Consider the following 26003-nt stretch of genomic DNA (forward strand, 5'->3'; position numbering starts at 1 on the left):
ACGACCATGAAAACGATACTGATCATTGATGACGAAGAGAGCATTCGCGAAAGCCTGATGGGAATTTTGCAGGATGAAGGATTCCGGACCTTGTCGGCCGAGAGCGGTGAACAGGGATTGGGCGTGCTCAGGGAGGAAGATCCGGACCTGATTCTGCTCGACATCTGGATGCCGGGGATTGACGGGATCGAAACCCTGCGAAAGATCCGCGAGATCACCCCAGATCAGCTGGTCATCATGATGAGCGGGCACGGTACTATTGAAACCGCGGTGAAAGCGACCAAGCTGGGCGCCTATGATTTCATCGAAAAACCCCTGTCCCTGGAAAAGCTGCTGCTTTCGGTACAAAATGCCCTGACCATTGGCCAGTTGGTGGAGGAAAACCGCACCTTGAAAGCACGCATCGCCAAGGAACACGAGATGATCGGCAATGGCGAGGCGATCCGACTGCTCAAGGAACAGATCAGTATCGCCGCACCGACTTCGGGATGGGTCCTGATTACCGGCGAGAACGGGACCGGCAAGGAGCTGGTGGCCAGGTCCATTCATGCCCATTCGCAACGGGCGAACAAACCCTTCGTCGAGGTCAACTGCGCGGCCATCCCCGAGGAGCTCATCGAATCGGAGCTTTTCGGCCACGAAAAGGGCTCCTTTACCGGCGCCACCGCCCTGCGCAAAGGTAAATTCGATCTGGCCCACGAAGGCACGTTATTCCTCGATGAAATCGGCGACATGAGCCTGAAAACCCAGGCGAAAGTTCTCCGCATCCTACAAGAGAAAAAGTTTGAACGGGTGGGGGGGAGCCGGACTATCGAAGTCGATGTGCGGGTCATCGCAGCGACCAACAAGGATCTGGAAGCGGAAATCGTCAAAGGAAACTTCCGGGAGGATCTCTATTACCGGCTCAATGTACTCCCCTTCGAGGTTCCGCCACTGCGGGAACGAAAGGAAGACATCCCCCGACTGGTCGATCATTTTCTGCAATTTTTCTGCGGCAAGGAAAGCCGGGAGATCAAGACTCTGACGCCGGAAGCCATGGCGGCCCTGGTGAACTATTCCTGGCCCGGAAATGTACGGGAACTGAAAAATATCGTTGAACGCCTCGTCATCATGGTCCCAGACCAGCTGATTTCCGAAAAACATCTTCCGGCGGCTCTCATCCCGAAAAAAAACGAAACAGCGAAATCCGGTGTCACTCCAGCGCTGGAGGCGGGCACCTTTCGAGAGGCCAAGGAAGAGTTCGAAAAGGAATATCTGCTGCAGAAACTCGAGGAAAACGACTGGAACATTTCCCGTACGGCCGAGGTCATCGAGATCGAGCGTTCCAACCTGCATCGCAAGATCAAGAGTTTCGGGATCGAACTAAAGAAGTGACCGAGGAGCAATCGTCCGGAAGATCGGCGGCGGACTGTTCGACAAGAAGACACCTGCCGCTTGGCGGCACATGATCCAACCTGACAAAAGGACCAGCTGAACATGCTATTCGAGTGCGAACAATGAATGATGCGAATATTGATGAAATCCTCTGCCGTCAATGCCAAGGTCGCTGTTGTCAGGGGCATCCCGGAGTCTGGAGCGACCCACAACGTTTCTTCTTGATTTTTACTTCTGGCCAAGTCCCTAAAATCCAAGAACTGGTCAAGGTTCTCACCGAAAACCATCTTGCATTACGGGACGTAGGCGGCATCCTTATCCCCGCTCCGCAGGCGACGGAGCAAGGCTGCGCTGAAATGGGCCCAGAAGGCTGTTCCTTCCCCCCAGAGAAACGTCCCTGCCAGTGCTTGGCATTGATCCCGGATCTGGAAACCCTGTTGGACGACATGATCCACTGCAGCCTGCCGCCGGAGTACGGTTCCGGAACCGCCCGGGAGAATTGGCGTCCCTGGCAGGAACTGCTGCAAAAGGTCAAGAAATCAATAAATTGACCCACAAGACCTGACAAAGAGGCTACGGCGCCGGTTCCAATGCAACCCCATAAAAAAAGCGACCCTGTTGCCAGGGTCGCTTTTTTTATTCAACCGTTGATCTTTGCGATCAACAAGCCATCTTACTTGCGGCCACCTTCAGCAGCCCACTTCTCGAGCATCGCGGTGGTGACGGACTTCGGACGCTCGATAGCGTAACCGAGACCACGGTCCCAAGTGATGTTGGCCATGCAACCGAGGGCGCGGCCCACACCGAAGAGAACGGTGTAGAAGTCCCACTCACGCAGACCGTAGTACCACTGGATAACACCGGACTGAGCGTCGACGTTCGGCCAGGGATTCTTGGCTTTGCCGTGCTCGGTGAGAACGCCAGGAGCGGTTTCGAAGATCATGGCAACCAGCTTGAAGAGTTTGTCGTCCTTCAGGCCCGGGGTGTTGAGGCAGAACTCACGCTGGGACATGTAGCGCGGGTCGGTCTTGCGCAGAACGGCGTGGCCGTAGCCCGGAACAACCTGACCGGCGTTGAGGGTATCCCACAGAGCCTTGGTAACGAGTTCCTTGGTGGGCTCGACGTCTTTGCAGTATTTCTCCTGGAACTTGAGGGTCCAGTCGAGAACTTCCTGGTTGGCCAGGCCGTGCAGCGGACCGGCAAGACCGTTGAGACCGGCCGAATAAGCATAGTACGGGTCGGACAGCGCCGAGTGGACCAGGTGGGTGGTGTGAGCGGAAACGTTGCCGGACTCATGGTCGGAGTGGAGAATGAAGTACATACGGGCAACGTCTTTGTACTCTTCGCACTGGCCGATCATATGGGCGAAGTTGGCGCCCATGTCCAGATTCGGATCGATGGCGGTCTGGAAGTCGCTGCGATACTTCAGGTTGTAGATGAAGGCGGCGATGATCGGAATACGGGCGCAGAGATCGCTGGCGTCTTCGTAGACGGATTCCCAGGCGGTCATCTTGTTGAATTTGCCCGAGTTATAGAAAGCGGCGAACTTGGAATCCTTCTGCAGAGCCAGGATACCGACGGAGAGCATGACCATCGGATGGCTGTCGCGGGGCAGGGCGCGAATGGCGTCCCATACGTAGGAAGGAACGATCTGGCGAGTCTTCCACTCGGCGACGACGGCGTCAACCTGAGCCTGGGTCGGCACGTCGCCGGTCAGCAGGAAGTACCAGAAGGACTCGACGGTGGGGTACTTGGAGCCTTTGGCCTTGGGCAGGGCTTCGAAGGTCTCGGGGATGGTTTTGCCGCGGAAACGGATGCCTTCCTGGGGATCGAGATAGGAGATGTCGGTTACCAGACAACGGACGTCACGGGCGCCGCCGATGCACTGGTCAATCGTCACCTGGTCGATGACAACCTTGCCGAATTCCTTGACAAGCTTGGTGGTGCGGGGGCGATGGTCTGCGATCTTCTGAGCCAATACTTCCTTGAGTGTCGCCATGCTTCTCTCTCCTTTGGTGAAATAAATACGATGGGCAAAACCCACCAGGCCAAACTGCCCTTTCCAACAAAACCAAATTTGAATCGCATCCCGGAGGCGTACACACGGCGCATAACCGTGGCGAAAGGATCGGGGCAGCCAAGAAAGCCGGGCCAATCTTGGCTCAATCTCATTTACGCATGGTAAGTTCTAGCAACTGAGCTCGCTATTGTCAAGCACTATTTTGTATACGGTATACATCCGGGACGCTTTCTTGAATGGTATTTTCGCTTTGGCTTTCCCTTGACTGCATGATAGAATGCACAAAATTTATGCACAGAAGATACCTTTCCCATGATTATTCACAAATTATCTCTCGCAAATAATATCTGGCTGGCGCCTATGGCCGGGATCAGCAACCTGCCCTATCGGCGCATCATGAAAAGCTTTGGCGCTGGTTTGGTTTTCAGTGAAATGATCAGCGCTAACGGCCTCTGTCGCGGCGGTAAGCAGACCCGGGAACTGCTCATCTCCAGCCCCGACGAACGCCCCCTGGGCATTCAACTCTTTGGCGAAGACCCTCTCGTGCTGGCCCGGGCTGCCACCTTGGCCGAGGGGGACGCCGACCTGATCGATATCAACCTGGGGTGTCCGGTGAAAAAAGTGGTCCGCTCCGGTGCCGGCAGTGCGCTGCTGCGGAACCCCACTCAAATCGCTGCCATCGTCGCCGCGGTCCGCCGTGCGACCCACCTGCCTCTGACGGTCAAGATCCGCTCCGGTTGGGCCCTGGATTCTGTCAATTATCTGGAAACGGCGCACATCGCCGAAACCGAGGGGGCGGATGCCGTCACCCTGCATCCCCGCACCCGCTGCCAGGGTTTTTCCGGGCATTCCGACTGGGAGCATCTGCGCAAACTCAAGGCGGCCGTCAAAATCCCGGTCATCGGCAGCGGCGACATTTTCACCGCCGAGGATGCCGTACGGATGTTGCAGCAAACCGGATGCGACGGCGTCATGATTGGCCGGGGGGGCTACGGCAATCCCTGGCTGATCCGCGACATCAAAACCCGTCTCGACGGGCGACCAGCGCCGCCACCGCCGCCCTCCCCGACCGAGCGCATGGCGGTCGCGTTCCAGCACTTGCACCTGCATTTCGAAAGCTTTGGCCCCCGAAAAACGCTTCTCGACATGCGCAAACATCTGTGCTGGTATTCCCGGGGCCTCGCCGAGGCAGCGACCTTTCGCGCCGCCATCAATCATGCGCGAACCATGGGCGAGATGGAAGACATCATGAGGAATTTTTTTCTCGCCGCCCAGTCACGGATCGAAGGATGAAGCAGACAACGGAAAGCAACAGCAACCTCTATATTCAGATTCTTGAAAATATCGACCGGGCCGTGATTGCCCTGAGCGCCGATGGGATTATCTCCCTCTTCAACCCGGCAGCTCAAGCCATGACCGGCCTATCCGAACGCCAGGCACTGGGCAAAACGTTCGACCATCTTTTCAAAGGGCAACAGAGCCTGCGCTACCTGGTGTCGACGGCTTTGACGGCGGGGCGCTCCGTTTCTGACCATGAGGAAATTTACCTCTATCGCCCCTTTTCCCCACCGCTACCGGTAAGCGTCAGTGTCTCCCCCCTTTTGACCGAGGCAGGGGCCCCCGACGGTGTGGTCCTGACCCTGCGCGATCTTTCCCGGATGCGTGATCTGGAAGAGGCCGTACGCCAATCGGACCGACTCTCACAACTCGGCACCCTGGCCGCCGGCCTGGCCCACGAGATCAAAAATCCCCTTGGCGGCATCAAGGGCGCGGCACAACTTCTCGATCTGGAGCTACCCGGCAAGAGCCCCTTACGGGAATACACGGCGGTGATGATCCGCGAAACCGAGCGAATCAACACCATCATCGAGGGCTTGCTCGACCTTACCCGAACCCGCCAGCCGCACTGGGTGGGGGTCAACCTCGGCAAGATTCTCGGGGATATTCTGCTGCTGCAGAAGAACGCTCATCCAGGAAAAGAGATCGACTTTCTGTTCGATCTGGACCCGAGCATTCCCGAATTCCGCGGCGATGAAGACCTTTTGACCCAACTCTTTCTGAATCTGGTCAAAAATGCCGCTGAAGCCATCGCCGACGGGGGGGTTGTGCGGATCGCCAGCAAGATCGTCGCCGACTATCATCTCAATCTCCCGACTGGACGCCCTGCCCCCTTCGTCACCGTAGAGATTCGCGACAACGGCAGGGGGATCGACCGGGAAGATCTGGAGCGCATCTTCACCCCCTTCTACACCACCAAACACTTCGGAAGCGGGTTGGGTTTGCCCCTTTGTCAGAAAATTGTACGCCAGCATGACGGCATGCTCAAGGCCGTCAGTGAGCCCGGCTCCGGAACCCTCTTTTCCGTCTCCCTGCCATTAATTCCGCCTCCGGATTCCGGACAGGCCGGATAGGTCAATTATCCACGGAGGTCCAACATGTCCATCCATAGAATCCTGGTTGCCGATGACGAGGAGAGCATTCGCTGGGTTCTCGCCAAGTCTTTGGGCAAACTCGGTTACCAGGTCGAGTTGGCAACCAGTGGCGATCAGGCCCTGACCTTGCTTCAGGAAAAACCCTTTGACCTGGCAGTCCTCGACATCAAAATGCCGGGACTTTCGGGGCTTGACCTGCTCAGCCGTATCCACCAGGAACGTCCGGCTCTTCCTATTGTGGTCATGACCGCCGAATCGACCATGGCGAACGCCGTCGAAGCGATGAAGCGGGGAGCCTACGACTATCTGACCAAACCTTTCGACTTGGAGGCCCTCGACGCCATCATCCTGCGCGCCAATCAGGCCACGGAAATGGAACCCCCGAGTAAGACGGAACCGCCTCCCCAGCCCCTCGACCGTACCCTGATCGGGCGCAGTCGGCCGATGCAAGAAGTCTACAAGGTTCTCGGCAAGGTCGCCGCCTCCGACGTCACCGTACTCATTACCGGGGAATCGGGAACCGGTAAGGAGTTGGTGGCCCGGGCTATCCACGGGAACAGCGCCCGGCTCAACAAGCCCTTTCTCGCCCTCAACTGCGCTGCCATTCCGCGCGAACTCCTGGAAAGCGAGCTTTTCGGCTTTGAAAAGGGGGCCTTTACCGGCGCCAACGAGCGCAAGATCGGCAAATTCGAGCAGGCCCACGGCGGCAGCCTTTTTCTCGACGAAATCGGCGACATGCCCCTGGAATTACAGGCCAAGCTCTTACGGGTGCTACAAGAAAAGGAGATCACCCGTACCGGGGGGGTCACCAATATCTCCGTCGATGTGCGGATCATCGCCGCCACCAACCAGGATCTTCAGGAACAGGTGCGCGCCAAGGGTTTTCGCGAAGACCTTTACTACCGCCTGAATGTCATTCCCATCAGCCTCCCCGCCCTGCGCGAGCGAGCCGAGGACATCCCCCTGCTGGTCGATTTTTTCCTGCGCCAATTACAGGCCAAACAGAACCTCGCGGCGCGGGCCTGCAGCGCCGAAGCCCTGGCCGGGCTACAACACTATTCCTGGCCCGGAAACGTGCGGGAACTGGAAAACGCCATTCAGCGCGCCGCTCTTCTCTCCCCCAACCCCCAACTGACCCTGGACGATTTCCCCTTTCTGGCAACAGCCTGCGGAGGCGACCAGGACGAATCCCTCGAAGCGTTGATCGCCCGCAAACTGAACTGCTCACTGATGCAGATGAATGTCCAGGAACTGGACAACCTCTATGATATGGTCCTACATCAGATGGAACGGCCTCTGATCAACATCGTTCTCGACAAAACGAGGGGAAATCAGGTCAAAGCCGCCGAAATCCTTGGTATCAATCGCAATACCCTGCGAAAAAAAATCCAGACCTTGGGGATCGACCTGAAAAAAGACTAAAAAAGCCCCGGAGAATAAACTCCGGGGCTTTTTTACGAGGAATTGCACGGGGGACTCAGTAACCGCCTTCCCGTTTACTCTGGTTTTCAAACCGGGTGAACTCCCCGCGAAAGGTGAGATGCACGCTGCCGATGGGACCGTTACGCTGTTTGCCGATAATGACCTCAGCGTCTTTGTCGTGCCCCTTGTCGCAGGAATTGTCCCGACGTTTGCATGCCTCGCAGTAGACGGCGTCACGATAGATGAACATGATCACGTCGGCGTCCTGCTCAATCGCCCCGGACTCCCGCAGGTCGGCCATCATCGGACGCTTATCGGTGCGGCTTTCGAGGGAGCGGTTAAGCTGGGAAAGAGCAACGACCGGCACGTGGAGTTCCTTGGCCAGAGCCTTGAGGGAGCGGGAAATTTCGGAAATCTCCTGCTGTCGGCTCTCGGCGTTGCGTCCTTGCATCAGCTGCAAATAGTCAACGACGACCAGACCCAAGTCATGTTCCGCTTTGAGGCGGCGGGCCTTGGCCCGCAATTCGAGGACCGAGATACTCGGGGTGTCGTCGATGAAGATCGGCGCCTCACTGAGCAGCCCGGCCCCATTGGTCAGTTTGGGCCAATCCGATTCACCAAGGTGGCCGGTACGCAGACGGCTGGCGTCGACCCGGGAAACGGAACAGAGTAAACGCTGCACCAACTGTTCCTTCCCCATCTCCAGGGAGAAGACGATACTGGGCACCGGCTTGGCGGCGTGCAAGGCGGCATGCTCGACGATATTGAGACAAAAGGCGGTCTTGCCCATGGAGGGGCGGGCGGCGATGATGACCAGATCCCCACCCTGCAAGCCCGCCGTCATCAGGTCAAGATCGCTGAAACCGGTGGGAACCCCGGTGATCAGTTCTTTGCGGTCATAGAGTTTTTCGATGGTTTTGAAGGTATCCTTCATGATTTCCCGGGTCGAGAAATAGGAAGGCTTGGCCTTGGAACCGGCGATTTCGAAGATGGATTTTTCGGCCCAGTCGAGATCCGCTTCAACATCCCCCCCCTCGTAGCCGCGGGTGGCGATCTCGGTAGCGACTTGGATCAACCGGCGCGACACCGCCTTGTCCTTGACCATGCGGCAGTAGTAGACGATGTTCGCGGCGGTGGGGACGTAATCGACGAGGGTCGCCAGGTAGGCACTACCGCCGACCGCCTCAAGATCACCCTTCAACTGGAGGGCAGCGGTCAGGGTCACGAGGTCGGCAGGTTCCCCTTTGTCACTGAGATCGATCAGGGCGGAGAAGATTTTGCGGTGGGCTTCACGATAGAAGTCCTCGGGGCGGAGGATTTCCAGCGCCTTGTTGAGGGCTTCATTTTCCAGGAGGACGCCGCCGAGCACGGACATCTCCCCTTCCAGACTCTGTGGAGGAAGGCGATGAGCAGGCAGTTCTACCATGGGAGGGTGTAACTCCGGATGGACGAAGCGGAGCCGGTAACCGGCTCCGCTTCGTCTTCGGTTTTATTCTGCGGCAGTAACGATGACCTTGATCGAGGCAACGACTCCGGCCGGCAATTTCACCGGAACCTGATAATCGCCGAGCGCCTTGATCGGCTCGTCGAGAACGATCTTCTTACGATCGACCTCAATCCCGGCTTCGACCAGCTTAGCGCCGATTTCCATGGAAGTAACCGAACCGAAGAGCTTGCCGTCCTCACCCGCGCGATGGGCGAAGGAACAGGTCAGAGCCTCAATCTGCTTTTTGAGCAGTTCGGCGCCCTGAGTCAGTTTCTGAAGCTTGCGCTCCAGCTGACGCTTGCGATGTTCGAGTTCCTTGACGTTCCGCGGATTGGCTTCCACGGCCATTCCGCCGGGAATCAAAAAATTGCGCGCATAACCGGGCTTGACATTGACCATCTGGCCGATCGTGCCAAGTTTTTCCACATTTTCGGTAAGAATGATATTCATGAATCGTGATCTCCTCTATTAAAGATCTAGGTCTTTTTTTCTTTAGGGTTACGAAAATCCAGCCACAAATCAAAGATGCCGATACCGGTGACGACAGCCGGCAGGGGATTGACGATAACCAGCATCATATACCCCATCACCCGCAGGAAAGGCGCGGTGCCGCGACGCTGGAAAAAATGCGCCACCACCGCCATGCCCTGCAGAAAATAGACCGGCAAAAGCAGGGTCAGAAGGTTGACAGAGAGCTGTTGAGCCAAACCGGTCGCGAAGAAAACCCCAAATCCCCCAAGGATAACCCCCCAGATCAGGACTTCCGGAGCCTTCCAGAGATAGAGGGGAGGGCCGGGAATCCGATAATGACCCTGGGATAATCGCGCCAGGAGAATGACCACCAGCAACAACAAGGCACTGTTAGCGACCATGATCAACGCGGGATAGGCCGCAAGGAGATAGTCGGCGGTGCCGGCGGTCAGCGCCTTGAGCTCCTCCGCCTGGGTCGGAGTCAGTTCCGCTTGCTGATAAAATTCGTCAACCTTGGCCAACTCGCCCTGGATGTAGCCGGAAACCACCTCTGTTGTGGCTTGATCACTATACTGAGCGTAAGCGAAGAGTAATGATACCGAGAGCAGCGTTCCGATCAGGGCGGTTGCCCCGATCGCTCGATCCCAGGGCTGACCTCGCAACAGGAAACGGGGGAGGATCAGAGAAGCCAGGCCGAATTGCAACAGGTAAAGGAGTCCGCCGCCGGGGCCATCGATCAACCACAAAGTTCCGGAAACAAGAAAGACAACGCCTAGGCCAGACGCCAGACCACGGCGCATCTGCACGTAGCCAGCAGGCAACGGACTGAGCATTGCCAGCACCATGCCGGCTGGGCCGAGGACTCCTGCGGCCCAAAGCAGGCCCAGGGTTGCGGCAGCTCCGAGTAACTGGTACAGAGCCGCCGGTCCGGGAGTCCCAGGGGTAAAGCGCACCGGTTCGTCCCCTGACTAATCGACGTTGTGGGCCGAAGTGAAGGGCAGCAGCGCGATGTTACGGGCGCGCTTGATCGCTTCGGTCACCTTGCGCTGATGGATAGCGCAATTCCCGGAGATACGACGGGGAACAATCTTGCCCCGCTCGGAGACGAAATAGCGCAGGGTCCGGATCTCTTTGTAATCGATCTTCAGGGTTTTATCGCCACAGAAGCGGCAGCCTTTACGACGGGTGAAACGGCGACGGGGCGCAGCCGGACGAGACGGTTTGTTGGGATAGCTCATATCTACAATCTCCTTTTAAGCGGGAATGGATTACTCGTTGTCCTCGACTTCTTCCTCAACATCCTCGGCGCCTTCGGTCTCACCGGCAGCAGGGACAGTCTCCTGATAGCCGTTCTCGAGAAGAACCGTCTGGAACTTAATGACGTTCTCGTTGATCCGCATACGGCGCTCAAGCTCGGCAATGACATCGGCAGCCGCTTCATACGCCATCAGGACATAAGTGCCGCGCCCTTGTTTTTTGACCGGATAGGCGAGTTTGCGAGTCCCCCATTCATCGACCTTCAGGACATTGGCCTTGAGACCCTCCAGGATCCCCTTGAATTTTTCGACGATAGCCTGGTAGCCATCGCCGACAATCTCGGGATGAACGATGTAGATAGTTTCGTAGGTACGCATTGATGGAACCTCCTCATGGGTTATTAGCCCCGGACCACCCCGGAGCAAGGAGCAGGCGCTCGGCGCCGGCAAAAAATTGAACTTGATTTAATAACACAATCTGCTGGTAAATGCCAGCAGATTTTCCCTGTCAGACGTTGAAACGGAAGTGCATGATATCGCCATCCGTAACAACATATTCCTTCCCTTCCAGGCGCATCAGACCCTTCTCCTTGGCCCCGGCTTCACCGCCACAGCGGATGAAATCGTCAAAGGCAATGACCTCGGCGCGGATGAAGCCCTTTTCGAAGTCGGTATGGATCACCCCGGCAGCAGCAGGGGCTTTGGCGCCGCGCTCAACCGTCCAGGCGCGCACCTCCTTAACCCCGGCGGTGAAGTAGGTGAGCAGCCCCAGTAACCGGTACCCAGCTTGAATCACACGGTCGAGACCCGACTGGTCAAGACCCAACTCCTGAAGGAATTCGGCCTTACCCTCATCGTCCAGTTCGGCGATCTCCGCTTCGATCTTGCCGCAAATGGTGACCATTTCGGCTCCCTCGGCGGCAGCAAACTCGCGCAGACTGGCGACATAGGGGTGGCGACCATCCAGATCATCCTCCGCGACGTTGGCAACATAGAGCAGAGGCTTGGCGGTAATCAGATGCAAATCCCGCAGGACCAGACGCTCTTCATCGGTCAACTCCGTCGCCCGTGCCGGCCGCCCTTGATCGAGGCATTGCTGAACCGCCTGCAAGACCGAGAGCTCGGATTGGCTCTTCTTGTCGCCGCTCTTGGCCTGTTTCTCGATACGCGTCATCCGTTTCTGCACGGTATCGAGATCGGCCAGATTAAGTTCGGTCTGGATGACCTCAACGTCCCGCATCGGGTCGATGGAACCGTCGACATGGACCACATTGTCATCGTCGAAACAGCGGACAATATGAGCAATAGCATCGACCTGCCGGATATGCCCGAGAAACTGGTTGCCCAGCCCCTCGCCGCGGCTCGCCCCCTTGACCAGACCGGCAATATCGACAAACTCGATGGTGGTCGGCAAAATCGCCTTGGGACGGACGATTTCCGCCAGCATGTTCAGCCGGGGATCGGGCACCCCAACCACACCGACATTCGGCTCGATCGTGCAGAAAGGGTAGTTGGCCGACTCAGCGCCAGCAGCGGTAATCGCATTAAAAATCGTCGATTTGCCGACATTGGGCAATCCGACAATGCCACATTTAAAACCCATGGGTTAATCAATCTCCGGAAATAAGGATAGCCGGAGCTAAAGCCCCGGCTATCCAGGTCATTCGATGTCGTTACAGGATCACACCAGCAGCGGCGCGATAACCAGGGAAACAACGCTCATCAACTTGATCAAAATGTTCATGGAGGGACCGGAAGTATCCTTGAAGGGGTCGCCGACCGTATCGCCGACAACCGCGGCTTTGTGCGCTTCGCCGCCTTTCTTCTCCCCTTCCAGTTCCCCCTTCTCGATGTACTTTTTGGCATTGTCCCAGGCGCCGCCACCGTTGGACATCATCAGCGCCAGCAGAACGCCGGAAAGGGTAGCGCCGGCGAGCATGCCCCCCAGGGCTTCCTTACCGAAAACCAGACCCATGAAGACCGGAGCGACGACTGCGACCACCCCAGGCAAGACCATTTCCTTGAGAGCAGCCTTAGCCGAAATATCGATGCATTTCTGTGAATCGGGCTTGACCCCTTCCTCGCCGGCGAGCAGGCCCGGAATTTCCCGGAATTGACGACGAATCTCGTCGACCATCTTACCGGCGGCGCGACCAACGCTGGTCATGGTCAAGGCCCCGATAAAGAAAGGCAGGGTGCCGCCGATAAAAAGCCCGACCACGACCCGGGGTTCAATCAGGTTGATGGCTTGAAGTTTAACGGTGGAGGCGTAAGCGGCAAAGAGCGCAAGGGCGGTCAAAGCCGCGGAACCGATGGCAAAGCCCTTGCCGATAGCGGCGGTGGTATTGCCGATGGCGTCGAGGCCGTCGGTGATTTTACGAACTTCGGGACCGAGGGCGGCCATTTCCGAAATGCCGCCGGCGTTATCGGCGATGGGACCGTAGGCGTCAACGGTCATGGTAACGCCAACCGTCGCCAGCATGCCGACCGCCGCAATACCGATACCATAAAGGCCGGCACAGGCGTTGGCGATAAGAATCGCAAGTGCGATCATAACGACCGGAGCGACGGTACTTTCCAGTCCGACGGCGAGGCCGTGAATGATGTTGGTGGCGGGACCGGTCTTGCTCGCTTCGGCAATACGGGTCACCGGAGCTTTCGCAGTATAGTACTCCGTGATCTGGCCGATGGCGATCCCCGCCAGGGTGCCGATGAGAATGGCCAGGAAGACGCCAAACTTGAGGCTGGAGAACATAACGACGAAGAAAGCGAAGAGCAGGAAGAGTCCGGCGGCCACGAAAGTGGTGTAATGGAGAGCCTTGGCCGGATCCTTGCCGCTGAATTTCTTCATCGACCAGATGCCGATAACCGAAAAGACCAGACCGATCATCGACAGACCCAGGGGCATGAAGAGAGCACTGGCCATCGTTTGCTCAGGTGTTCCGGAGCCGATCTTGGCCAGCAGTTCCGGGCTGGCGGCAGCGGCGATGGCGATGGTGGCGATGATGGCACCGACGTAGGATTCGAAAATATCGGCCCCCATACCGGCGGTATCACCGACACAGTCGCCGACGTTGTCGGCGATAACCCCGGGGTTGCGCGGATCGTCCTCGGGAATCCCGGCCTCAACCTTACCGACAAGGTCGGAACCGACGTCGGCGGCCTTGGTGTAGATACCCCCACCGACCCGGGCAAAGAGGGCGATCGACGATGCGCCCATGGCGAAGCCGTTGATGTATTGAACAGTGGTAGGATCACCGCCGAAATTGATAAAGGCAATACCGACGCCGACCAGGCCGAGAGAAGCAACCGCGAGACCCATAACGGCCCCGCCATTGAAGGAAACTTGCAGAGCCGCGGCTTGACCTTGGGCGCGAGCCGCCTCGGAGGTGCGAACGTTGGCACGGGTTGCCGCCTTCATCCCGATGAAGCCGCAGGTCATGGAACAGGCGGCGCCACCGACAAAACAAAGAGCCGTCCAAAAGCCCATACTGATGGCGATAAGCAGAAAGACGATGCCGATAAAAATACCGAGAACCTTGTATTCACGGGCCAGAAATGCCATGGCACCGTCATGAATGGCCTCGGAAATCTCCCGCATCCTATCATTGCCAACAGGCTGAGATTTCACCTGTTGATAGATCAGGAGCGCGATGGCGAACCCGACCAGACCCAGAATCGGAACAAGCATTTGCATTTGTCGTACCCTCTCTCTCTGTCTAGTTATTAAGGACCGATTTCTCGTCGGTTGAACTCATTCATAGCCAGTTGCGGCCCCCTCATCACAACCGCTTCAACGGCACGGACGGCATCATCAATCAGGGGGTCCAGGGTTTTACGTTCTGCTGTTGCAAAGCTACTCAATACATAACGCGCCACGTCGCCGCCAGGTTGCGGCCTGCCGACGCCGAATTTAATGCGGATAAAATCTGACTGACCGAGAACCTGACAGATGTGGCGTATCCCATTGTGGCCGCCGTGCCCGCCACCCAGACGAATCCGCAGAGCGCCAAAAGGTTGATCGATATCGTCATGAACCACGATCAGATCCTTGGGAAGAACCGTCAGAGACTTGGCTGCCGAGGCTACGCTCGCCCCGCTGAGATTCATGAACGTTTGCGGAAGCAACAAGGTCGCCTCTTCGCCGGCCACTCGACCCATCCCGTAGAGACCCTGATGCCCCTTCTTTTTCAAGGGAACACCAAAAACTTCGGAGAGGCGTCGAACCACCATAAACCCAATATTGTGCCGGGTCTCGGCATACTGTTCGCCGGGATTTCCCAGCCCCACAATAAGCTTCAAGAGCAGCTGCTACCTTACTCTTCTTCCGTCTCTTCGGTAGATGTCCCTTCGGACTCTTCGGCCTTATGGCCGACGCAGGTAATTACGGTGAAGTTCACCTCATGGGGAACCTCCACACCCGCCGGCAGGGTCAAGTCGTCGATGTGAAGGACGTCGCCGATTTCCAGGGCCGTTACGTCCACTTCGATGGCGCCGGGGATCGCATTAGGGAGGCAGGATACTTCCAGTTCCTTACGAATGACCTGAAGGGTGCCGCCGACCTTCTCGCCTGCGGACTTGCCGAGCGTGTGCACCGGAACCATAACATTCACGACGTGCGTCATATCGATGACCTGAAAATCCGCATGCATATAATCGCGACGGATGGGGTCAACCTGAAGGTCCTTGAGGATAACCACTTTACCGGCATACTCCGTCTCCCCTTGTAGGGTAATCAGGGTATTCCAGCCGGCCTCAGTGGAGATCGCCGTTTTCAACTCCTTGGGAGTCACCGCGACCGTCGCGGGGGTCAGGCCGCGGCCATAAACAACGGCGGGGATCATGCCTTGACGGCGCAGGGAGCGGGCAACGCCCTTACCGGATCGATCACGCTGGGTAACTTTGAGTTCTGCAGTAGCCATATCTTGTATCCTCCACTTAGGTGATGAGCGAACGTCTATCTAAAACTTCGAATTTTTCAGACAAAGAGAGAGCTGACCGATTCGTCACCATGAATCCGACGAATGGCCTCAGCCAGCAAGCCCGCGACAGAAAGCACCCGCAGCTTACCGCAGAGCTTAGGCTTCTCCCCCAGGGGAACGGTATTGGTCACAACCACTTCCTCCAGGCAGCTCTCGTTAATACGATCCAGGGCGGGACCGGAAAGAACCGGATGGCTGGCACAGGCATAAACCTTGTGTGCCCCTTTATCTTTCAGTGCCTGGGCGGCCTGACAGAGCGTACCGGCCGTATCGATCATGTCATCAACGATTACGCAGGTTTCCCCGGAAACATCACCGATAATATTCATTACTTCAGAAACATTCGGTCCGCTCCGACGTTTGTCGATAATCGCCAGCCCGGCATCGAGTCGCTTGGCGAAGGCGCGAGCCCGCTCCGTACCACCGGCATCGGGAGAGACGACGACCAAACGTTGATCGGGAAAACGCGCGTTGAGATCATCAAGAAGAACTGGCGCCGCATAGAGATGATCGACGGGAATATTGAAAAAGCCTTGAATCTGCCCGGCGTGAAGATCCATCGTCACCAGACGATCCATCCCGGCCACGGAAATCAGATCCGCCACCAACTTACTGGTAATCGGCGTACGCGGTGCCACCTTGCGGTCCTGCCGGGCATAGCCAAAATAAGGGATCACTGCGGTAATGCTCGCCGCCGAAGCCCGTTTCAAGGCGTCCGTCATGACGAGCAGTTCCATGAGATTGTTATTGGAGGGCGCACAGGTCGACTGAATCACATAGACATCCCGACCGCGAACATTTTCGCCGATCTCCACCATGATCTCGCCGTCGGAAAAATTTTTCACATTGGCACTTCCCAAAGGAACCGCAAGGTGACCGCAAATTTCCCGAGACAGAGACAGATTGGAGGTGCCGGAAAAAATTTTTAATTTATCCACCATGTGACCTCTCTTACGTCCAAAAAAAAACTGTAGGCCATGGCGAACCATGACCTAGGCAAAACCCCAATGAAGTCGTTATCTTCATCAAACCGGAAGAACGTGGCTGGGGCGCCAGGATTCGAACCTGGGAATGCCGGAATCAAAATCCGGTGCCTTACCGCTTGGCGACGCCCCAACAAATTGTTCTGTCCATCAGATGGGCTGTACGACAAATACCTTCCACCCGGACTCTGATTCAAAGGCCCGAGCGGCCTGCCGCGCAACCTCCCGCTCCCGAAACACTCCGAAGACCGTAGGACCGCTACCCGACATGAGCGCCCCTTCGGCCCCGAGGTCGAGCATCCGCCGCCGAATCTTGGCGACAACGGGATAATCTCTCAGGGTTACCTGCTCAAGATCGTTGTGTAATCCGCCGATCATGTCTTCCAGCGTTCCGGAAAACCTCGGCAGTCTAGCCACATCCCTAGCGGATGTCAACTGTAATTTTCCATAAACCTGCGCCGTTGAAACACTGAAACCCGGGTTCACCAGCAGATACCAGACATCCTGAAATATCGAGGTTTTCTCCAGCTTCTCCCCGATACCAGTGGCCCAGGCGGTCGACTCGAAAACAAAAAAGGGGACATCCGCTCCAAGTTGCAGGCCAAGATCCATCAATTCTTCCCTGGAAAGCCCGGTGTCCAACAATTCGTTCATAGCCACAAGGACGGTGGCGGCATCAGAGGAGCCTCCGCCGAGACCCGCCGCTATCGGAATCTCCTTGTCGATATGGATTTCGACTCCGTCGGTGCACCTCGCAATCTCCAGGATTTTTCGGGCAGCCCTGGCGGCAATGTTCTCTTCGCCGGCGGTCAACGAAAGTCGCGGGCAGAAAACCCGCACCCCCGGTTCGCGAGTCAAGACGATACGGATCCGGTCATAAAGCGAAATCCGCTGCATCAGCATGCACAGTTCGTGATAGCCGTCCGCACGTTTGCCCAGAACATGCAAGCAGAGATTGATTTTAGCGGGAGCCGACCACACCTTTTCCACCAGAAACCCTCCTTCGGGAAGTGCGGTACCTTAAAAAATCCACCTCGCGCTGTCAATGGCGAAAAACGAAAAAGGACCGCGAAGTGCGGTCCTTTTTCGTGTGCAACAACTCTAGGCCGAAGCCTTTCGTTCATCAACCCTTACTACTGGGTCTTGACCGGCGGATCGTGGGGATCCAGGTGACAGGTCAGACAATCGGGGAACTTGGTATGCAGCGCGGCGTTATGCGGCATCTCGCCATGGCACTGGCTGCACTGGGGAATCAGCGCATGCTGTTCATGGCAGGCCACACACGAAACCTGAGCATGCTTGCTCTGGCTGCCGGACCAGACACCATAGACGCTGGAATGACAACCGGAACAGGTTTTCAGCTCGGTGTTCTCGGTGAAGACAATCTGCCGGGGCTTATGTACCGGATGACAGGGCAGACAGCTTTCCAGAGGCTGCTCGGGATAGTGCCCCTCGTGACAAACAAAGCACGACGGAATATTGCCGTGGCGCTCGCTGTGGCAATCGACACAAGCGACCATGGTGTGCTTGCTCGGGAACTGCTGGAGCTCGGCAGCCGGACCGGCGTGACAAGAAGCACAGTTCTGGGTCAGACGGTCGGAGAGGGGCACACCCACCGGCTTATGGGGATTGCTGTGACAGGAAAGACATTCGGTCTGCGTGGGGCCATGGGGCAGCGTGTGACAGCTTTCGCACTTGGGCATAATGTCAGCCCAATTGTTGCGATTGGGATTATAGGCATGGTAAACGACGTGACAGTTGACACAGTCAAACTGATGACGACCGCCCTCGTTCTTGAGCGCCTGGAAGTAGGAGGTGTGGCAGGACCCGCACTGAGCCGTGGTCATCTTTTCGACAGGAGCGGCATAGGGGTTGCTCACCGAAGGAGCACTTGCGGCAGGCGCGGGAGGTGCGGGCGCAGGCGCGACAGCGGGAACGGGCGTCGCCTCGGTCGCGGGCGCCGGTGCCGCCTGGGACTCGGCAACGGGTTTGACGCAGGAAATCGACAACATTACCACAGCCATAACCGCCAAGAGCGTTATGACTCTGCAACCCTTTTTCTTCTCTCTCTCCATGGAAACCTCTCTTTCGCTTCGCGACATTTGAAGTGCGCCAAAGGCGCCCACATAGAAAATAATCGAACAGCCACCGGCGTATGCGGGTGGCTGTTCGATCCTGACACGATTTACTTATTCAGATCATGGGCGATGCTGTGGCAATCGCCGCAATTGGGGAACTTCTCATGGATACCGCCCGCATGGGGAGTACCGTGGCAGTCGGTACACGCAGGCACCATTTTATGCTGTTCGGTGTGGCAGGTCACACAGGCAACATCCTTGTGTTTGTAGGGGCTGGCCATCAGCAGTTGATTGGCGGTCTGATGGCAGGCGGCGCAGTGGGCGTTGGCCGTTTCCGCGCCATAAGTCACGGTCGCCGGCATATGCGCCTTATGGCAGATACCGCAGTCGGCCTGAGTCTGCTGTGCCGAGTGGGGTTCATGACACTTCACGCACTCAGGAATCACACCATGCTGGTCGGCATGACAGAAGCTGCAGGCAAGCAGCGTATGCTTGCTCGGATTGGCATCCAACTGCGCCTTTTGGGAATCGTGGCAGGAGAGACAGGGCGCGGTCATATCCCCGGTCAAAGCGATTTCCAGAGGCCGGTGCGGGTTATGGCAGCCCATGCACTCGGGCAGCTCGTAATGGGGCTTGCCTTCATGGCACATACTGCACTCAGGAACATTATCCGCAACCTGCGGCGGATGACCGATGTGGCAATCCTGACAGGAAACGGCCGTCTGATGCTTGGCCCCGGCGGCGGCGATATCGGCCGGCTCCTTGTCGTGACACTTAACGCAGTCACTGCTGGACAGAGTGGAATCCTGCGCCAACGCATTCCCCGCAAAAAGCAGCAGAGACAGTCCACAAAGGACCAGTAGTTTACAACCCAAACCCTTCTTCATCGTACCTCCCTTTCAACAACTCCCTAGATAAAGTCCCAGGCTACCGGCCCGAAAAAGACGCATGTCGATCGGGCTCTCGCCTGGAAAAATGTTTTGTCTCGGCAACATTCCAACCAATATCGACACATTAGAGCGAGCCGATACTAGCAAAAAAGGGCCGGACTGTCCACCGGTAAATCGTCCCCCGAAACCGACTGCATCCCGCCATTAAAGGGCTATTTAATCATTGTTTCAATGCGCTTACGCACTTCATCGACAGCACAACCACTGATCAGCAATCGCTTATGGCGGGAACGTTCGCCGGCGACCAGCTGAACATCCCCCCGGGGAACGCCCAACAGTTTGGCGATATACTCCCGACACAAATCATTGGCCGCACCCTCCACCGGCGGTGAAGTCAACCGGACCTTGAGGGCGCCGTCCCGAACTTCCACCAGTTCGTTTTTGCTCGCCCGAGGCTGAACCCACAGCTGTAAAACGACGCCGGCGGACTCCTGGCGAGCAAAGGGAGACATCAAAAACCTTCCAGTTCCAGCTTGTCGTCCCCCGCCGAAGGCTTCTCCTCGCTTGCGTCCCCAGCCTCCAACTCACCGAACTCTCGGCCGGCCAGCGACAGCACATCCAGATCGAGCAGGCGCATATGACTCTCCACCAAAGCGCGCAATCCAGCCTCAAAGGCAATTTTCTGCCGCTTGATCTCCTGAACTTCACTCACCAACTGAATGCGCCGATCCTCAGCGTCACGCACGATTCGCTCGGCCCGCAAGTGCGCGTCGGCGATGAGAATCTCCCCCTCGCGGCGAGCGTTGTTCTTCATATCCTCAGACATCTGCTGCGCCGTCATCAAGGTCTGCTTGAGCGTGGATTCACGCCCGCGCATTTCTTCCATGGTTACCCGTGCGCGCGCCAACTCCTCTTTCAGCCCCTGGTTGACCCGGGTCAACCGCTCCAGTTCGTCGGAGATGAGTTCGAGAAAGTGATCGACACCGGTCTTTTCATACCCCAAAGGCCGGGTTTTGAAGCGATGCTGCTGAATGTCGATCGGAGTGATGCTCATGTCTGCTCCCGGTTAGAGGCTGTACGCCACCCGTGTCAGAATGATCATTACGATTCGCTGCAAAAGAAAAACTCCAAAGAGCAGGATAATCGGCGAAAAATCGATCGCACCGAAACTGATCGGCAGCGCGCGGCGAATGCGGTCGAGAAGGGGATCCGTGGCGCTATGCAAAAAACGCACGATCGGATTGTAAGGATCGGGATTCACCCAGGAGATAATCGCCCGGGCGACGACAATGTAGATATAGAGGGTTGCAATCAGATTGAAAACCTGGGCCACCACCATAATCAGTTCACCAAAAATTCCCATTTGCATCTTCCCCCGTGAAATCAGGTACAAGGAGCGGTCATTAAGTGGTCACTTATACAGCAAGCAACGAAAGGGTGTCAAACCCTTTCCCCCCCCAGGGGCGTCGAATCGAAAACGGTGACCATGACGCCGATTAGAATTTTGACTTTTCCCCTAAAAACCGCTAGATTGTGCGGCCATAACGACGCACCGGACAGGGGCGATTTTTCAAATGACCACAAAGGGGAATCCATGAAACGCACCAACAACCTACGCATTCGCCGCACGGCACCGATCATCGCCCCCGCCGACCTGAAACAGGTCTTTCCACTTTCCGAACATGGCGCGGAATTCGTCTACCAGGCCCGGGAGCAGATTACCAACATTCTCAATCACAAAGATCCGCGGCTGATGGTCGTTGTCGGTCCTTGCTCCATCCACGACCCCAGGGCCGCCCTTGAATACGCCGAACGCCTCGCCCGTTTGAACCAGCAACTCTCCGACCAGCTTTTCCTGGTCATGCGCCTCTACTTCGAAAAGCCCCGCACGACCATCGGCTGGAAGGGGCTGATCAACGATCCCGACCTCAACGGCACCCACCAGATCTCCAAGGGACTCGGTGTCGGCCGCAGTCTTCTTTGCGCCATCACCGAACTGGAACTTCCCGTCGCCTGCGAAATGCTCGATCCGATCACCCCCCATTATCTGGCTGATGCCATCAGCTGGGGAGCGATCGGCGCCCGCACCACCGAATCCCAGGTTCATCGGGAAATGGCCAGCGGACTCTCCTTTCCTGTCGGCTTCAAAAACGGCACCGACGGCAATCTGCAGATCGCCATCGACGCCATGAACGCCGCCTTGCACCCCCACAACTTTCTCGGTATCGATAATGACGGCCGCAACGCCATCGTCTCCACCGCCGGGAACAGCGACGTGCATATCGTGTTGCGCGGCGGCAACCATGGTCCTAACTTCCAGGCCGAGGACATTCGTGGCACCGAGGAAATGCTCGGCAAGGCCGGTCTGCCGATTCGGATCATGGTCGACTGCAGCCATGCCAACAGCAACAAGGACCACGAAAGACAGGAAGCTGTCCTCAAGGATGTCATCGAACAGATCGGCGCCGGCAACCGCAGCATTTGCGCCGTCATGGTCGAAAGCAACCTCGAACCGGGCAATCAACCGACCTGCGAGGACTTTTCCAAACTCAAATATGGCGTTTCCATCACCGACAAATGCATCGGCTGGGCAGACACCGAACGGATGCTGCGTTACGCGCACCAGACTCTCAAAGGCTACGGCGGCAGAAAAACCGAATAAAAATATTTTTGTACTCAGCCCGACAAAAAAACACGGGCCCGAGGAGCGAAGTTTCGCAACCCTGGCGTAGCCTGAAGGCGGATTGCCATAAAAGAGAGTGGAGCATTGCCCAAAAGGGGCATGCTCCCGACATTTGTCAAATACCTGACCTTCGCCCCGTCACTTCCGGTGACGGGGCGACATTGGTACGTCAGCTTTTGGGCGTATTCCCCTGCAAGACCAAGCGAACATCGTCGACGTTGACCTTGCAGATTTTCTTCCCTTCCCGTTCGACCCGGACCAGGCCTTCTTCCACCCACTGCGTCAGACGTCCCCGCCCGATGCCGAACTGCCCCTCGATCTCTTCAGGCGTGTACCAGGTCTTCATTAAAGCCATAAGCACCTCCCTTCCCCTTCGTTCCCGTTGACAAACCCCTCTCAGCAAAAAATCAAAAGCTATTTTCGGCACCTGAATTGCATTCCGTTTAATTCTTTACAAAGGTAACGGAACCCTTTAGATTGAAAAAATCATTGAACCCTAACCAACCATGCTGAATCTATGGAAACTTCGGTATTAGTTATTGACGATTCACCAGGAGCCCGTCACCAGATTCTCGACGGGCTGAAGTCGGCCAATCTCTTCCAGGTTTATCATGAGGCGGAAAGTGTCATCGATGGCTTCAAAGTCGCTCTGAGCGAACCCTTGGACGTCATCCTTTGCGACCTCGACATGCCCGGTATGGATGGTTTCAAATTTCTCAGCATGATCAAGACCCGCAAGGAACTGCAGGATATTCCTGTCATCCTGGTCACCGGCGTCAACGATCAGGAGAGCAAAATCCGCGGGCTGGAACGGGGCGCCAGTGACTACCTCACCAAGCCCTACGACCCCGCCGAACTCATCGCCCGGGTCAAGGTGCAATTGAAAATCAAGACGCTGCAGGACAGCCTGAAAAAAAGCAATCAGGCCTTGATGGAACTGTCCAACACCGACCCCCTGACCCACCTGAGCAATCGGCGTTTCCTGATGAAAACCCTCGAGAAGGAATTGCAGCGCTGCGAGCGTTCGCAGAAACCGATGGCCCTGATCATGGTCGACGTCGACCATTTCAAGCCGGTGAACGACACCTACGGCCACCAGCAGGGTGATGTCGTCCTGCAAACCCTGGCCGATCAGATGAAGGCGCACCTGCGCGATTACGATCTGGCCGCTCGCTTCGGCGGCGAAGAATTCGCCCTGGTTCTGCCCGAAACCGCCCTGACCGAAGCGGTGCAGGTCGCCGAGCGTCTCCGCATCGCCATCAGCGAATTGAGAATCCCGGCGGATCACAATGAAATCCGTCTGACCATCAGCCTCGGCGTGGCGACCTATCCCCACCCCAAGGTGCGCACCGTCGACAACCTGATTCTCGAAGCGGACCGCGCCCTCTACAACGCCAAGGAAAGAGGGCGCAACCGCGTCGAAACCATCTTCGGCTAACCCCCCTTCTCACGCCCACAGATCACGGGCACGCCGGCTTTCCCCTTCATTGATGACCCGTATGGCGCTTGCCCCCTCCAGGGGGCAGCGGGTTTCGCAGATTCCACAACCGACGCAACGCGATTTGATTAACCGCGGTACCTTGAGTCGCCGCATCTCGCTCCCGACCAACACTTCCCGCTCATCAAAAACGATCGCCTTCTCCCCTGTCGGGCAATGTTCCTCGCAGACCAGACACTCTTCCCCCCGGGCAAAGGGCAGACAGCGGTCCGTATCGAAAACGGCGATGCCGATCACCGCTTTCTGCTTCTCCGCCAGATTCAGCAAGCCGATGGCGCCGGTCGGGCAGACCTGGCCACAGAGGGTGCAATTGTATTCGCAGTAACCGATACGCGGCACCAGCAAGGGGGTATAGAAGCCACTCAGTCCCGCCTGCAGCAGCGCCGGATGCAAGGCCCCGCCGATACAAACCTTCATGCATTCGCCACAGCGGATGCAGCGGCGCAGAAATTCGGCCTCGGCCAGTGAGCCGGGAGGACGCAGCAGATAGGGGTCGCGGTTCCAGAGGTTCGGCGCGCTCCCCGTCACCGGTGCTACCAGAGCACCGGCCGCCAGGGACGTCATCAGTCCGCGCCGGGTCAGATCGACCCGTCCGCCAGCCGTTGGCCGTGAACCCAGGGTAAAAACGACGCGATTGGCGGGACAGAAGCCGGAACAGTCGAGACAGAGCAGACACTCATCCTTGCGATGGGCCGTTTCGGTCACGGCGCCGCTGCGGCAGTCACTCAGGCAACGCCGACAATCGTCGCAGACTTTCGCCGGCACCCGTGTCGTCAGGCTGTGCCGGGAACAGAGGCCGAGCAAGGCGCCGAGGGGGCAGAGATTCTTGCACCAGAAACGGCGCTCGACCCGCTCCAGCAGCAAAATCCCGAGAAAGATCGCCAGAGTCAGAAGCGCGAGTTGGTAAGCAGGGGGATGAAAAGCCAGCAGGTGATCACGGAAGAAGTCGTAGGAGCCGTTGACCAGCGGCGAAACGAGGGGGACGGGATGCTGGTAAAAAAAGTCGAAGACCGAGTTGGCAACCAGATTGAAGGCCGGATTGAAGGAAAAAGTCAGGCTGCGCAGGAAGATCGACAGGGGGTCGAGCAGGCCGAAGAGCTGCACTCCGAAGAGCGCCGCCGCGGTCATGGACAACAGTAGATAGTATTTGACCCGCCGCCAGGCGGGGCGAGGGCTTATGCGACCGCGGCCGACGAGCTTGCCGACGCCGTCAAGGGTGGTGCCCAGGGGGCAGATCCAGCCACAGAAGAAGCGCCCGAAAAGGGCGGTCAGTGCCAATAGCAACAATGCCGGCCAGAGCAGCAGCCAACCGAAAGCTCCCGGTGCCAGGGCATCGGCCAGGGCCGCCAGGGGATCGATGCGGAAGAGCAGGCTGACCGGATAGCGCAGGGTATCGCTCCCCCGGTATTCGGTCTGCAAAAAGAGCCAGAGAAACGCGAGCAGGCAGAGAATCTGAAAGGCCATGCGAACATGGCGCCAAGCGGGAAAACGCATCAGGCCAGCCGCCCCGGACTCAGATCGAGACTCCCCAGACCGCGCCGGGCGCCGGCGACGATGGTCGGGATATCCTCCGGCCGGTGGCCGAAGAGGGTCGCGGCGTAGGCGTCGGCGGCAACGATGTCCGCCGAGGCGATCAGGGTATCGAGCAGCCGCACATCCTCCAGCCGCCCCCCCTGCGGACCGTTGGCGACGAGGATGCGGGTGGCGTCGACCAGGGTCAGGGTCGAGTGGACCACCGAATTGATGTCAGCCAGCGACTCGGCGATATTCTGGTGCAACCGCCCGCGATTGCCGCCGATCACCCCCATGATGTTCTTCATGCCGAGGGTCAGGGTAGAGATGCCGTGATGTTTGGCCACCGGCAGATTGATGAAACAATCGGCGTCGAGAGCCGGCTGGTAGAAGGACCAGCGGGTCAGATCCTTGCCGTTGGCGATATCCAGCTCCCGGTAGGCGCGCCGATCCATGTGCTCGATCTTGACCCGCTCCGATTTCATCCCCTCCACCACGTCCTGAATACCGCTCTGCACATAGCAGCGGCGGGGATCGTTGCAGGTGCGGTCGAAGACCCGCACGTCCTTGGCCCCCGCCTCCAGGCAATGCTCGATGACCGCCCGGACCACCAGCGGGTGGGTATTGGCCCCCTGCTCCACCGTGCGATCCCAGCCGATATTGGGTTTGACCACCACCGTCTCGCCGCGCTTGACGAAGGTCGCCATGCCGCCGAGCGCGCCGAGGGTTTCTCCCACCAGCGCGGGGATGTCCTTGCCTTTACGCACCGCCAGTTTCGCCCCGCCGCCCTCGGCGGCTCGAGCCGGAAAACTCAGCAGATCGAGCAGCGGCACGCCGCCGACGGCGGAGGAAACCGCGGCTACTTGCAGCGAGCGCCTGACGAATTCGCGACGATCCATTCGCGCCATGCCTCTTC

Annotated in this window: 27 protein-coding genes and 1 tRNA gene; 7 read left to right on the top strand and 21 right to left on the bottom strand. The window is 57.6% G+C overall.

What is annotated here, in order from left to right:
- Positions 1–6: 6 nt before the first annotated feature.
- Both BQ4888_RS14450 and BQ4888_RS17415 read left to right on the top strand, forming a co-directional pair.
- On the top strand, positions 7–1374 hold the full coding sequence (locus BQ4888_RS14450) for a sigma-54-dependent transcriptional regulator (RefSeq protein ID WP_092057980.1): 1368 nt from the start codon (positions 7–9) through the stop codon (positions 1372–1374).
- A gap of 122 nt (positions 1375–1496) precedes the next feature.
- A complete protein-coding gene (locus BQ4888_RS17415) occupies positions 1497–1925 on the top strand; it encodes a hypothetical protein (protein WP_140396670.1) in 429 nt (142 codons plus the stop codon).
- A gap of 122 nt (positions 1926–2047) precedes the next feature.
- Here the strand turns inward: BQ4888_RS17415 and BQ4888_RS14460 are convergent, their stop codons facing one another.
- Positions 2048–3373 (bottom strand): citrate (Si)-synthase, encoded by a 1326-nt coding sequence (locus tag BQ4888_RS14460; protein ID WP_092057982.1) that lies wholly within the window; start codon positions 3371–3373, stop codon positions 2048–2050.
- A gap of 333 nt (positions 3374–3706) precedes the next feature.
- On the opposite strand from BQ4888_RS14460, the gene dusB reads away from it, so the two are divergent.
- The 3 genes from dusB to ntrC are packed head-to-tail and all read left to right on the top strand — an operon-like array spanning position 3707 to position 7248.
- Entirely contained in the window at positions 3707–4687 is a 981-nt protein-coding gene (dusB, locus tag BQ4888_RS14465) for a tRNA dihydrouridine synthase DusB (protein WP_092057983.1), read from the top strand.
- Positions 4684–5805: a two-component system sensor histidine kinase NtrB gene (locus tag BQ4888_RS14470; RefSeq protein ID WP_092057984.1), complete on the top strand. Its 1122-nt coding sequence runs from the start codon at positions 4684–4686 to the stop codon at positions 5803–5805. Before dusB ends, BQ4888_RS14470 begins: the two co-directional genes overlap by 4 nt.
- 24 nt (positions 5806–5829) lie before the next feature.
- On the top strand, positions 5830–7248 hold the full coding sequence (gene ntrC, locus BQ4888_RS14475) for a nitrogen regulation protein NR(I) (protein ID WP_092057985.1): 1419 nt from the start codon (positions 5830–5832) through the stop codon (positions 7246–7248).
- A 55-nt stretch (positions 7249–7303) separates the two neighbouring features.
- Here ntrC and dnaB read toward each other — a convergent pair whose 3' ends face one another.
- The 17 genes from dnaB to BQ4888_RS14570 all read right to left on the bottom strand — a co-directional run bounded on the left by dnaB (position 7304) and on the right by BQ4888_RS14570 (position 20757).
- Positions 7304–8674, bottom strand: coding sequence for a replicative DNA helicase (dnaB, locus tag BQ4888_RS14480; RefSeq protein ID WP_092057986.1), 1371 nt, complete (start codon positions 8672–8674; stop codon positions 7304–7306).
- A gap of 63 nt (positions 8675–8737) precedes the next feature.
- Positions 8738–9184, bottom strand: a complete 447-nt coding sequence (rplI, locus tag BQ4888_RS14485; RefSeq protein ID WP_092057987.1) for a 50S ribosomal protein L9 — start codon at positions 9182–9184, stop codon at positions 8738–8740.
- 26 nt (positions 9185–9210) lie between these two features.
- Positions 9211–10158 carry a DUF2232 domain-containing protein gene (locus tag BQ4888_RS14490; RefSeq protein WP_140396671.1) on the bottom strand — a complete coding sequence of 316 codons (948 nt, stop codon included), beginning with the start codon at positions 10156–10158 and terminating at the stop codon, positions 9211–9213.
- 15 nt (positions 10159–10173) lie between these two features.
- Complete coding sequence (gene rpsR, locus BQ4888_RS14495; protein WP_092057989.1) at positions 10174–10443, bottom strand: 30S ribosomal protein S18; 270 nt, start codon at positions 10441–10443, stop codon at positions 10174–10176.
- Positions 10444–10473: 30 nt separating this feature from the next.
- Positions 10474–10839, bottom strand: a complete 366-nt coding sequence (gene rpsF, locus BQ4888_RS14500; protein ID WP_092057990.1) for a 30S ribosomal protein S6 — start codon at positions 10837–10839, stop codon at positions 10474–10476.
- A gap of 130 nt (positions 10840–10969) precedes the next feature.
- Positions 10970–12064 carry a redox-regulated ATPase YchF gene (ychF, locus tag BQ4888_RS14505; RefSeq protein WP_092057991.1) on the bottom strand — a complete coding sequence of 365 codons (1095 nt, stop codon included), beginning with the start codon at positions 12062–12064 and terminating at the stop codon, positions 10970–10972.
- Positions 12065–12142: 78 nt separating this feature from the next.
- Complete coding sequence (locus BQ4888_RS14510; protein ID WP_092058030.1) at positions 12143–14152, bottom strand: sodium-translocating pyrophosphatase; 2010 nt, start codon at positions 14150–14152, stop codon at positions 12143–12145.
- Between the two features lie 35 nt (positions 14153–14187).
- Positions 14188–14763 (bottom strand): aminoacyl-tRNA hydrolase, encoded by a 576-nt coding sequence (gene pth, locus BQ4888_RS14515; RefSeq protein ID WP_240746357.1) that lies wholly within the window; start codon positions 14761–14763, stop codon positions 14188–14190.
- A 14-nt stretch (positions 14764–14777) separates the two neighbouring features.
- Positions 14778–15383: a 50S ribosomal protein L25/general stress protein Ctc gene (locus BQ4888_RS14520; protein ID WP_092057993.1), complete on the bottom strand. Its 606-nt coding sequence runs from the start codon at positions 15381–15383 to the stop codon at positions 14778–14780.
- Positions 15384–15439: 56 nt separating this feature from the next.
- Positions 15440–16384 carry a ribose-phosphate pyrophosphokinase gene (locus tag BQ4888_RS14525; RefSeq protein WP_092057994.1) on the bottom strand — a complete coding sequence of 315 codons (945 nt, stop codon included), beginning with the start codon at positions 16382–16384 and terminating at the stop codon, positions 15440–15442.
- A gap of 100 nt (positions 16385–16484) precedes the next feature.
- A tRNA-Gln gene (locus BQ4888_RS14530) sits at positions 16485–16559 on the bottom strand.
- Between the two features lie 17 nt (positions 16560–16576).
- Entirely contained in the window at positions 16577–17416 is an 840-nt protein-coding gene (gene ispE, locus BQ4888_RS14535; RefSeq protein ID WP_092057995.1) for a 4-(cytidine 5'-diphospho)-2-C-methyl-D-erythritol kinase, read from the bottom strand.
- Between the two features lie 143 nt (positions 17417–17559).
- On the bottom strand, positions 17560–18501 hold the full coding sequence (locus BQ4888_RS14540; protein ID WP_140396672.1) for a cytochrome C: 942 nt from the start codon (positions 18499–18501) through the stop codon (positions 17560–17562).
- A 110-nt stretch (positions 18502–18611) separates the two neighbouring features.
- Positions 18612–19391, bottom strand: coding sequence for a cytochrome c3 family protein (locus tag BQ4888_RS17420; protein ID WP_140396673.1), 780 nt, complete (start codon positions 19389–19391; stop codon positions 18612–18614).
- A gap of 215 nt (positions 19392–19606) precedes the next feature.
- On the bottom strand, positions 19607–19906 hold the full coding sequence (locus tag BQ4888_RS14560) for a DUF167 domain-containing protein (RefSeq protein WP_092058000.1): 300 nt from the start codon (positions 19904–19906) through the stop codon (positions 19607–19609).
- Entirely contained in the window at positions 19906–20448 is a 543-nt protein-coding gene (locus BQ4888_RS14565; protein ID WP_092058001.1) for a DivIVA domain-containing protein, read from the bottom strand. Before BQ4888_RS14565 ends, BQ4888_RS14560 begins: the two co-directional genes overlap by 1 nt.
- 12 nt (positions 20449–20460) lie before the next feature.
- Positions 20461–20757, bottom strand: a complete 297-nt coding sequence (locus BQ4888_RS14570; protein WP_092058002.1) for a YggT family protein — start codon at positions 20755–20757, stop codon at positions 20461–20463.
- A 231-nt stretch (positions 20758–20988) separates the two neighbouring features.
- Here BQ4888_RS14570 and BQ4888_RS14575 point away from each other — a divergent pair, with 231 nt between their 5' ends.
- Entirely contained in the window at positions 20989–22056 is a 1068-nt protein-coding gene (locus BQ4888_RS14575) for a 3-deoxy-7-phosphoheptulonate synthase (RefSeq protein ID WP_092058003.1), read from the top strand.
- Positions 22057–22246: 190 nt separating this feature from the next.
- Here BQ4888_RS14575 and BQ4888_RS14580 read toward each other — a convergent pair whose 3' ends face one another.
- Positions 22247–22432, bottom strand: a complete 186-nt coding sequence (locus BQ4888_RS14580) for a MerR family transcriptional regulator (protein ID WP_092058004.1) — start codon at positions 22430–22432, stop codon at positions 22247–22249.
- Between the two features lie 162 nt (positions 22433–22594).
- On the opposite strand from BQ4888_RS14580, the gene BQ4888_RS14585 reads away from it, so the two are divergent.
- Positions 22595–23515 (top strand): diguanylate cyclase, encoded by a 921-nt coding sequence (locus BQ4888_RS14585; protein ID WP_092058005.1) that lies wholly within the window; start codon positions 22595–22597, stop codon positions 23513–23515.
- A gap of 9 nt (positions 23516–23524) precedes the next feature.
- Here the strand turns inward: BQ4888_RS14585 and BQ4888_RS14590 are convergent, their stop codons facing one another.
- Positions 23525–25069 carry a 4Fe-4S binding protein gene (locus BQ4888_RS14590; RefSeq protein ID WP_092058006.1) on the bottom strand — a complete coding sequence of 515 codons (1545 nt, stop codon included), beginning with the start codon at positions 25067–25069 and terminating at the stop codon, positions 23525–23527.
- Positions 25069–25995 carry a DUF362 domain-containing protein gene (locus BQ4888_RS14595; RefSeq protein WP_240746358.1) on the bottom strand — a complete coding sequence of 309 codons (927 nt, stop codon included), beginning with the start codon at positions 25993–25995 and terminating at the stop codon, positions 25069–25071. Before BQ4888_RS14595 ends, BQ4888_RS14590 begins: the two co-directional genes overlap by 1 nt.
- Positions 25996–26003 lie beyond the last annotated feature (8 nt).

Origin of the sequence: Desulfuromonas acetexigens (assembly GCF_900111775.1) — a bacterium.
Classification (GTDB): domain Bacteria; phylum Desulfobacterota; class Desulfuromonadia; order Desulfuromonadales; family Trichloromonadaceae; genus Trichloromonas; species Trichloromonas acetexigens.

What these genes read in the sequence shown, in the direction of transcription:
- BQ4888_RS14565 (WP_092058001.1), bottom strand. Translation starts at nt 20,448, where the DNA reads ATGAGCATCACTCCGATCGACATTCAGCAGCATCGCTTCAAAACCCGG.
- BQ4888_RS14590 (WP_092058006.1), bottom strand. Translation starts at nt 25,069, where the DNA reads ATGCGTTTTCCCGCTTGGCGCCATGTTCGCATGGCCTTTCAGATTCTC.
- BQ4888_RS14575 (WP_092058003.1), top strand. Translation starts at nt 20,989, where the DNA reads ATGAAACGCACCAACAACCTACGCATTCGCCGCACGGCACCGATCATC.
- BQ4888_RS17415 (WP_140396670.1), top strand. Translation starts at nt 1,497, where the DNA reads ATGAATGATGCGAATATTGATGAAATCCTCTGCCGTCAATGCCAAGGT.
- BQ4888_RS14450 (WP_092057980.1), top strand. Translation starts at nt 7, where the DNA reads ATGAAAACGATACTGATCATTGATGACGAAGAGAGCATTCGCGAAAGC.
- BQ4888_RS14525 (WP_092057994.1), bottom strand. Translation starts at nt 16,384, where the DNA reads ATGGTGGATAAATTAAAAATTTTTTCCGGCACCTCCAATCTGTCTCTG.
- BQ4888_RS14510 (WP_092058030.1), bottom strand. Translation starts at nt 14,152, where the DNA reads ATGCTTGTTCCGATTCTGGGTCTGGTCGGGTTCGCCATCGCGCTCCTG.
- BQ4888_RS14560 (WP_092058000.1), bottom strand. Translation starts at nt 19,906, where the DNA reads ATGTCTCCCTTTGCTCGCCAGGAGTCCGCCGGCGTCGTTTTACAGCTG.
- rpsF (WP_092057990.1), bottom strand. Translation starts at nt 10,839, where the DNA reads ATGCGTACCTACGAAACTATCTACATCGTTCATCCCGAGATTGTCGGC.
- dusB (WP_092057983.1), top strand. Translation starts at nt 3,707, where the DNA reads ATGATTATTCACAAATTATCTCTCGCAAATAATATCTGGCTGGCGCCT.
- BQ4888_RS14460 (WP_092057982.1), bottom strand. Translation starts at nt 3,373, where the DNA reads ATGGCGACACTCAAGGAAGTATTGGCTCAGAAGATCGCAGACCATCGC.
- BQ4888_RS14540 (WP_140396672.1), bottom strand. Translation starts at nt 18,501, where the DNA reads ATGGAGAGAGAGAAGAAAAAGGGTTGCAGAGTCATAACGCTCTTGGCG.
- BQ4888_RS14470 (WP_092057984.1), top strand. Translation starts at nt 4,684, where the DNA reads ATGAAGCAGACAACGGAAAGCAACAGCAACCTCTATATTCAGATTCTT.
- BQ4888_RS14520 (WP_092057993.1), bottom strand. Translation starts at nt 15,383, where the DNA reads ATGGCTACTGCAGAACTCAAAGTTACCCAGCGTGATCGATCCGGTAAG.
- ntrC (WP_092057985.1), top strand. Translation starts at nt 5,830, where the DNA reads ATGTCCATCCATAGAATCCTGGTTGCCGATGACGAGGAGAGCATTCGC.
- ychF (WP_092057991.1), bottom strand. Translation starts at nt 12,064, where the DNA reads ATGGGTTTTAAATGTGGCATTGTCGGATTGCCCAATGTCGGCAAATCG.
- BQ4888_RS14570 (WP_092058002.1), bottom strand. Translation starts at nt 20,757, where the DNA reads ATGGGAATTTTTGGTGAACTGATTATGGTGGTGGCCCAGGTTTTCAAT.
- BQ4888_RS14585 (WP_092058005.1), top strand. Translation starts at nt 22,595, where the DNA reads ATGGAAACTTCGGTATTAGTTATTGACGATTCACCAGGAGCCCGTCAC.
- BQ4888_RS17420 (WP_140396673.1), bottom strand. Translation starts at nt 19,391, where the DNA reads ATGAAGAAGGGTTTGGGTTGTAAACTACTGGTCCTTTGTGGACTGTCT.
- rpsR (WP_092057989.1), bottom strand. Translation starts at nt 10,443, where the DNA reads ATGAGCTATCCCAACAAACCGTCTCGTCCGGCTGCGCCCCGTCGCCGT.
- dnaB (WP_092057986.1), bottom strand. Translation starts at nt 8,674, where the DNA reads ATGGTAGAACTGCCTGCTCATCGCCTTCCTCCACAGAGTCTGGAAGGG.
- BQ4888_RS14580 (WP_092058004.1), bottom strand. Translation starts at nt 22,432, where the DNA reads ATGGCTTTAATGAAGACCTGGTACACGCCTGAAGAGATCGAGGGGCAG.
- rplI (WP_092057987.1), bottom strand. Translation starts at nt 9,184, where the DNA reads ATGAATATCATTCTTACCGAAAATGTGGAAAAACTTGGCACGATCGGC.
- BQ4888_RS14595 (WP_240746358.1), bottom strand. Translation starts at nt 25,995, where the DNA reads ATGGCGCGAATGGATCGTCGCGAATTCGTCAGGCGCTCGCTGCAAGTA.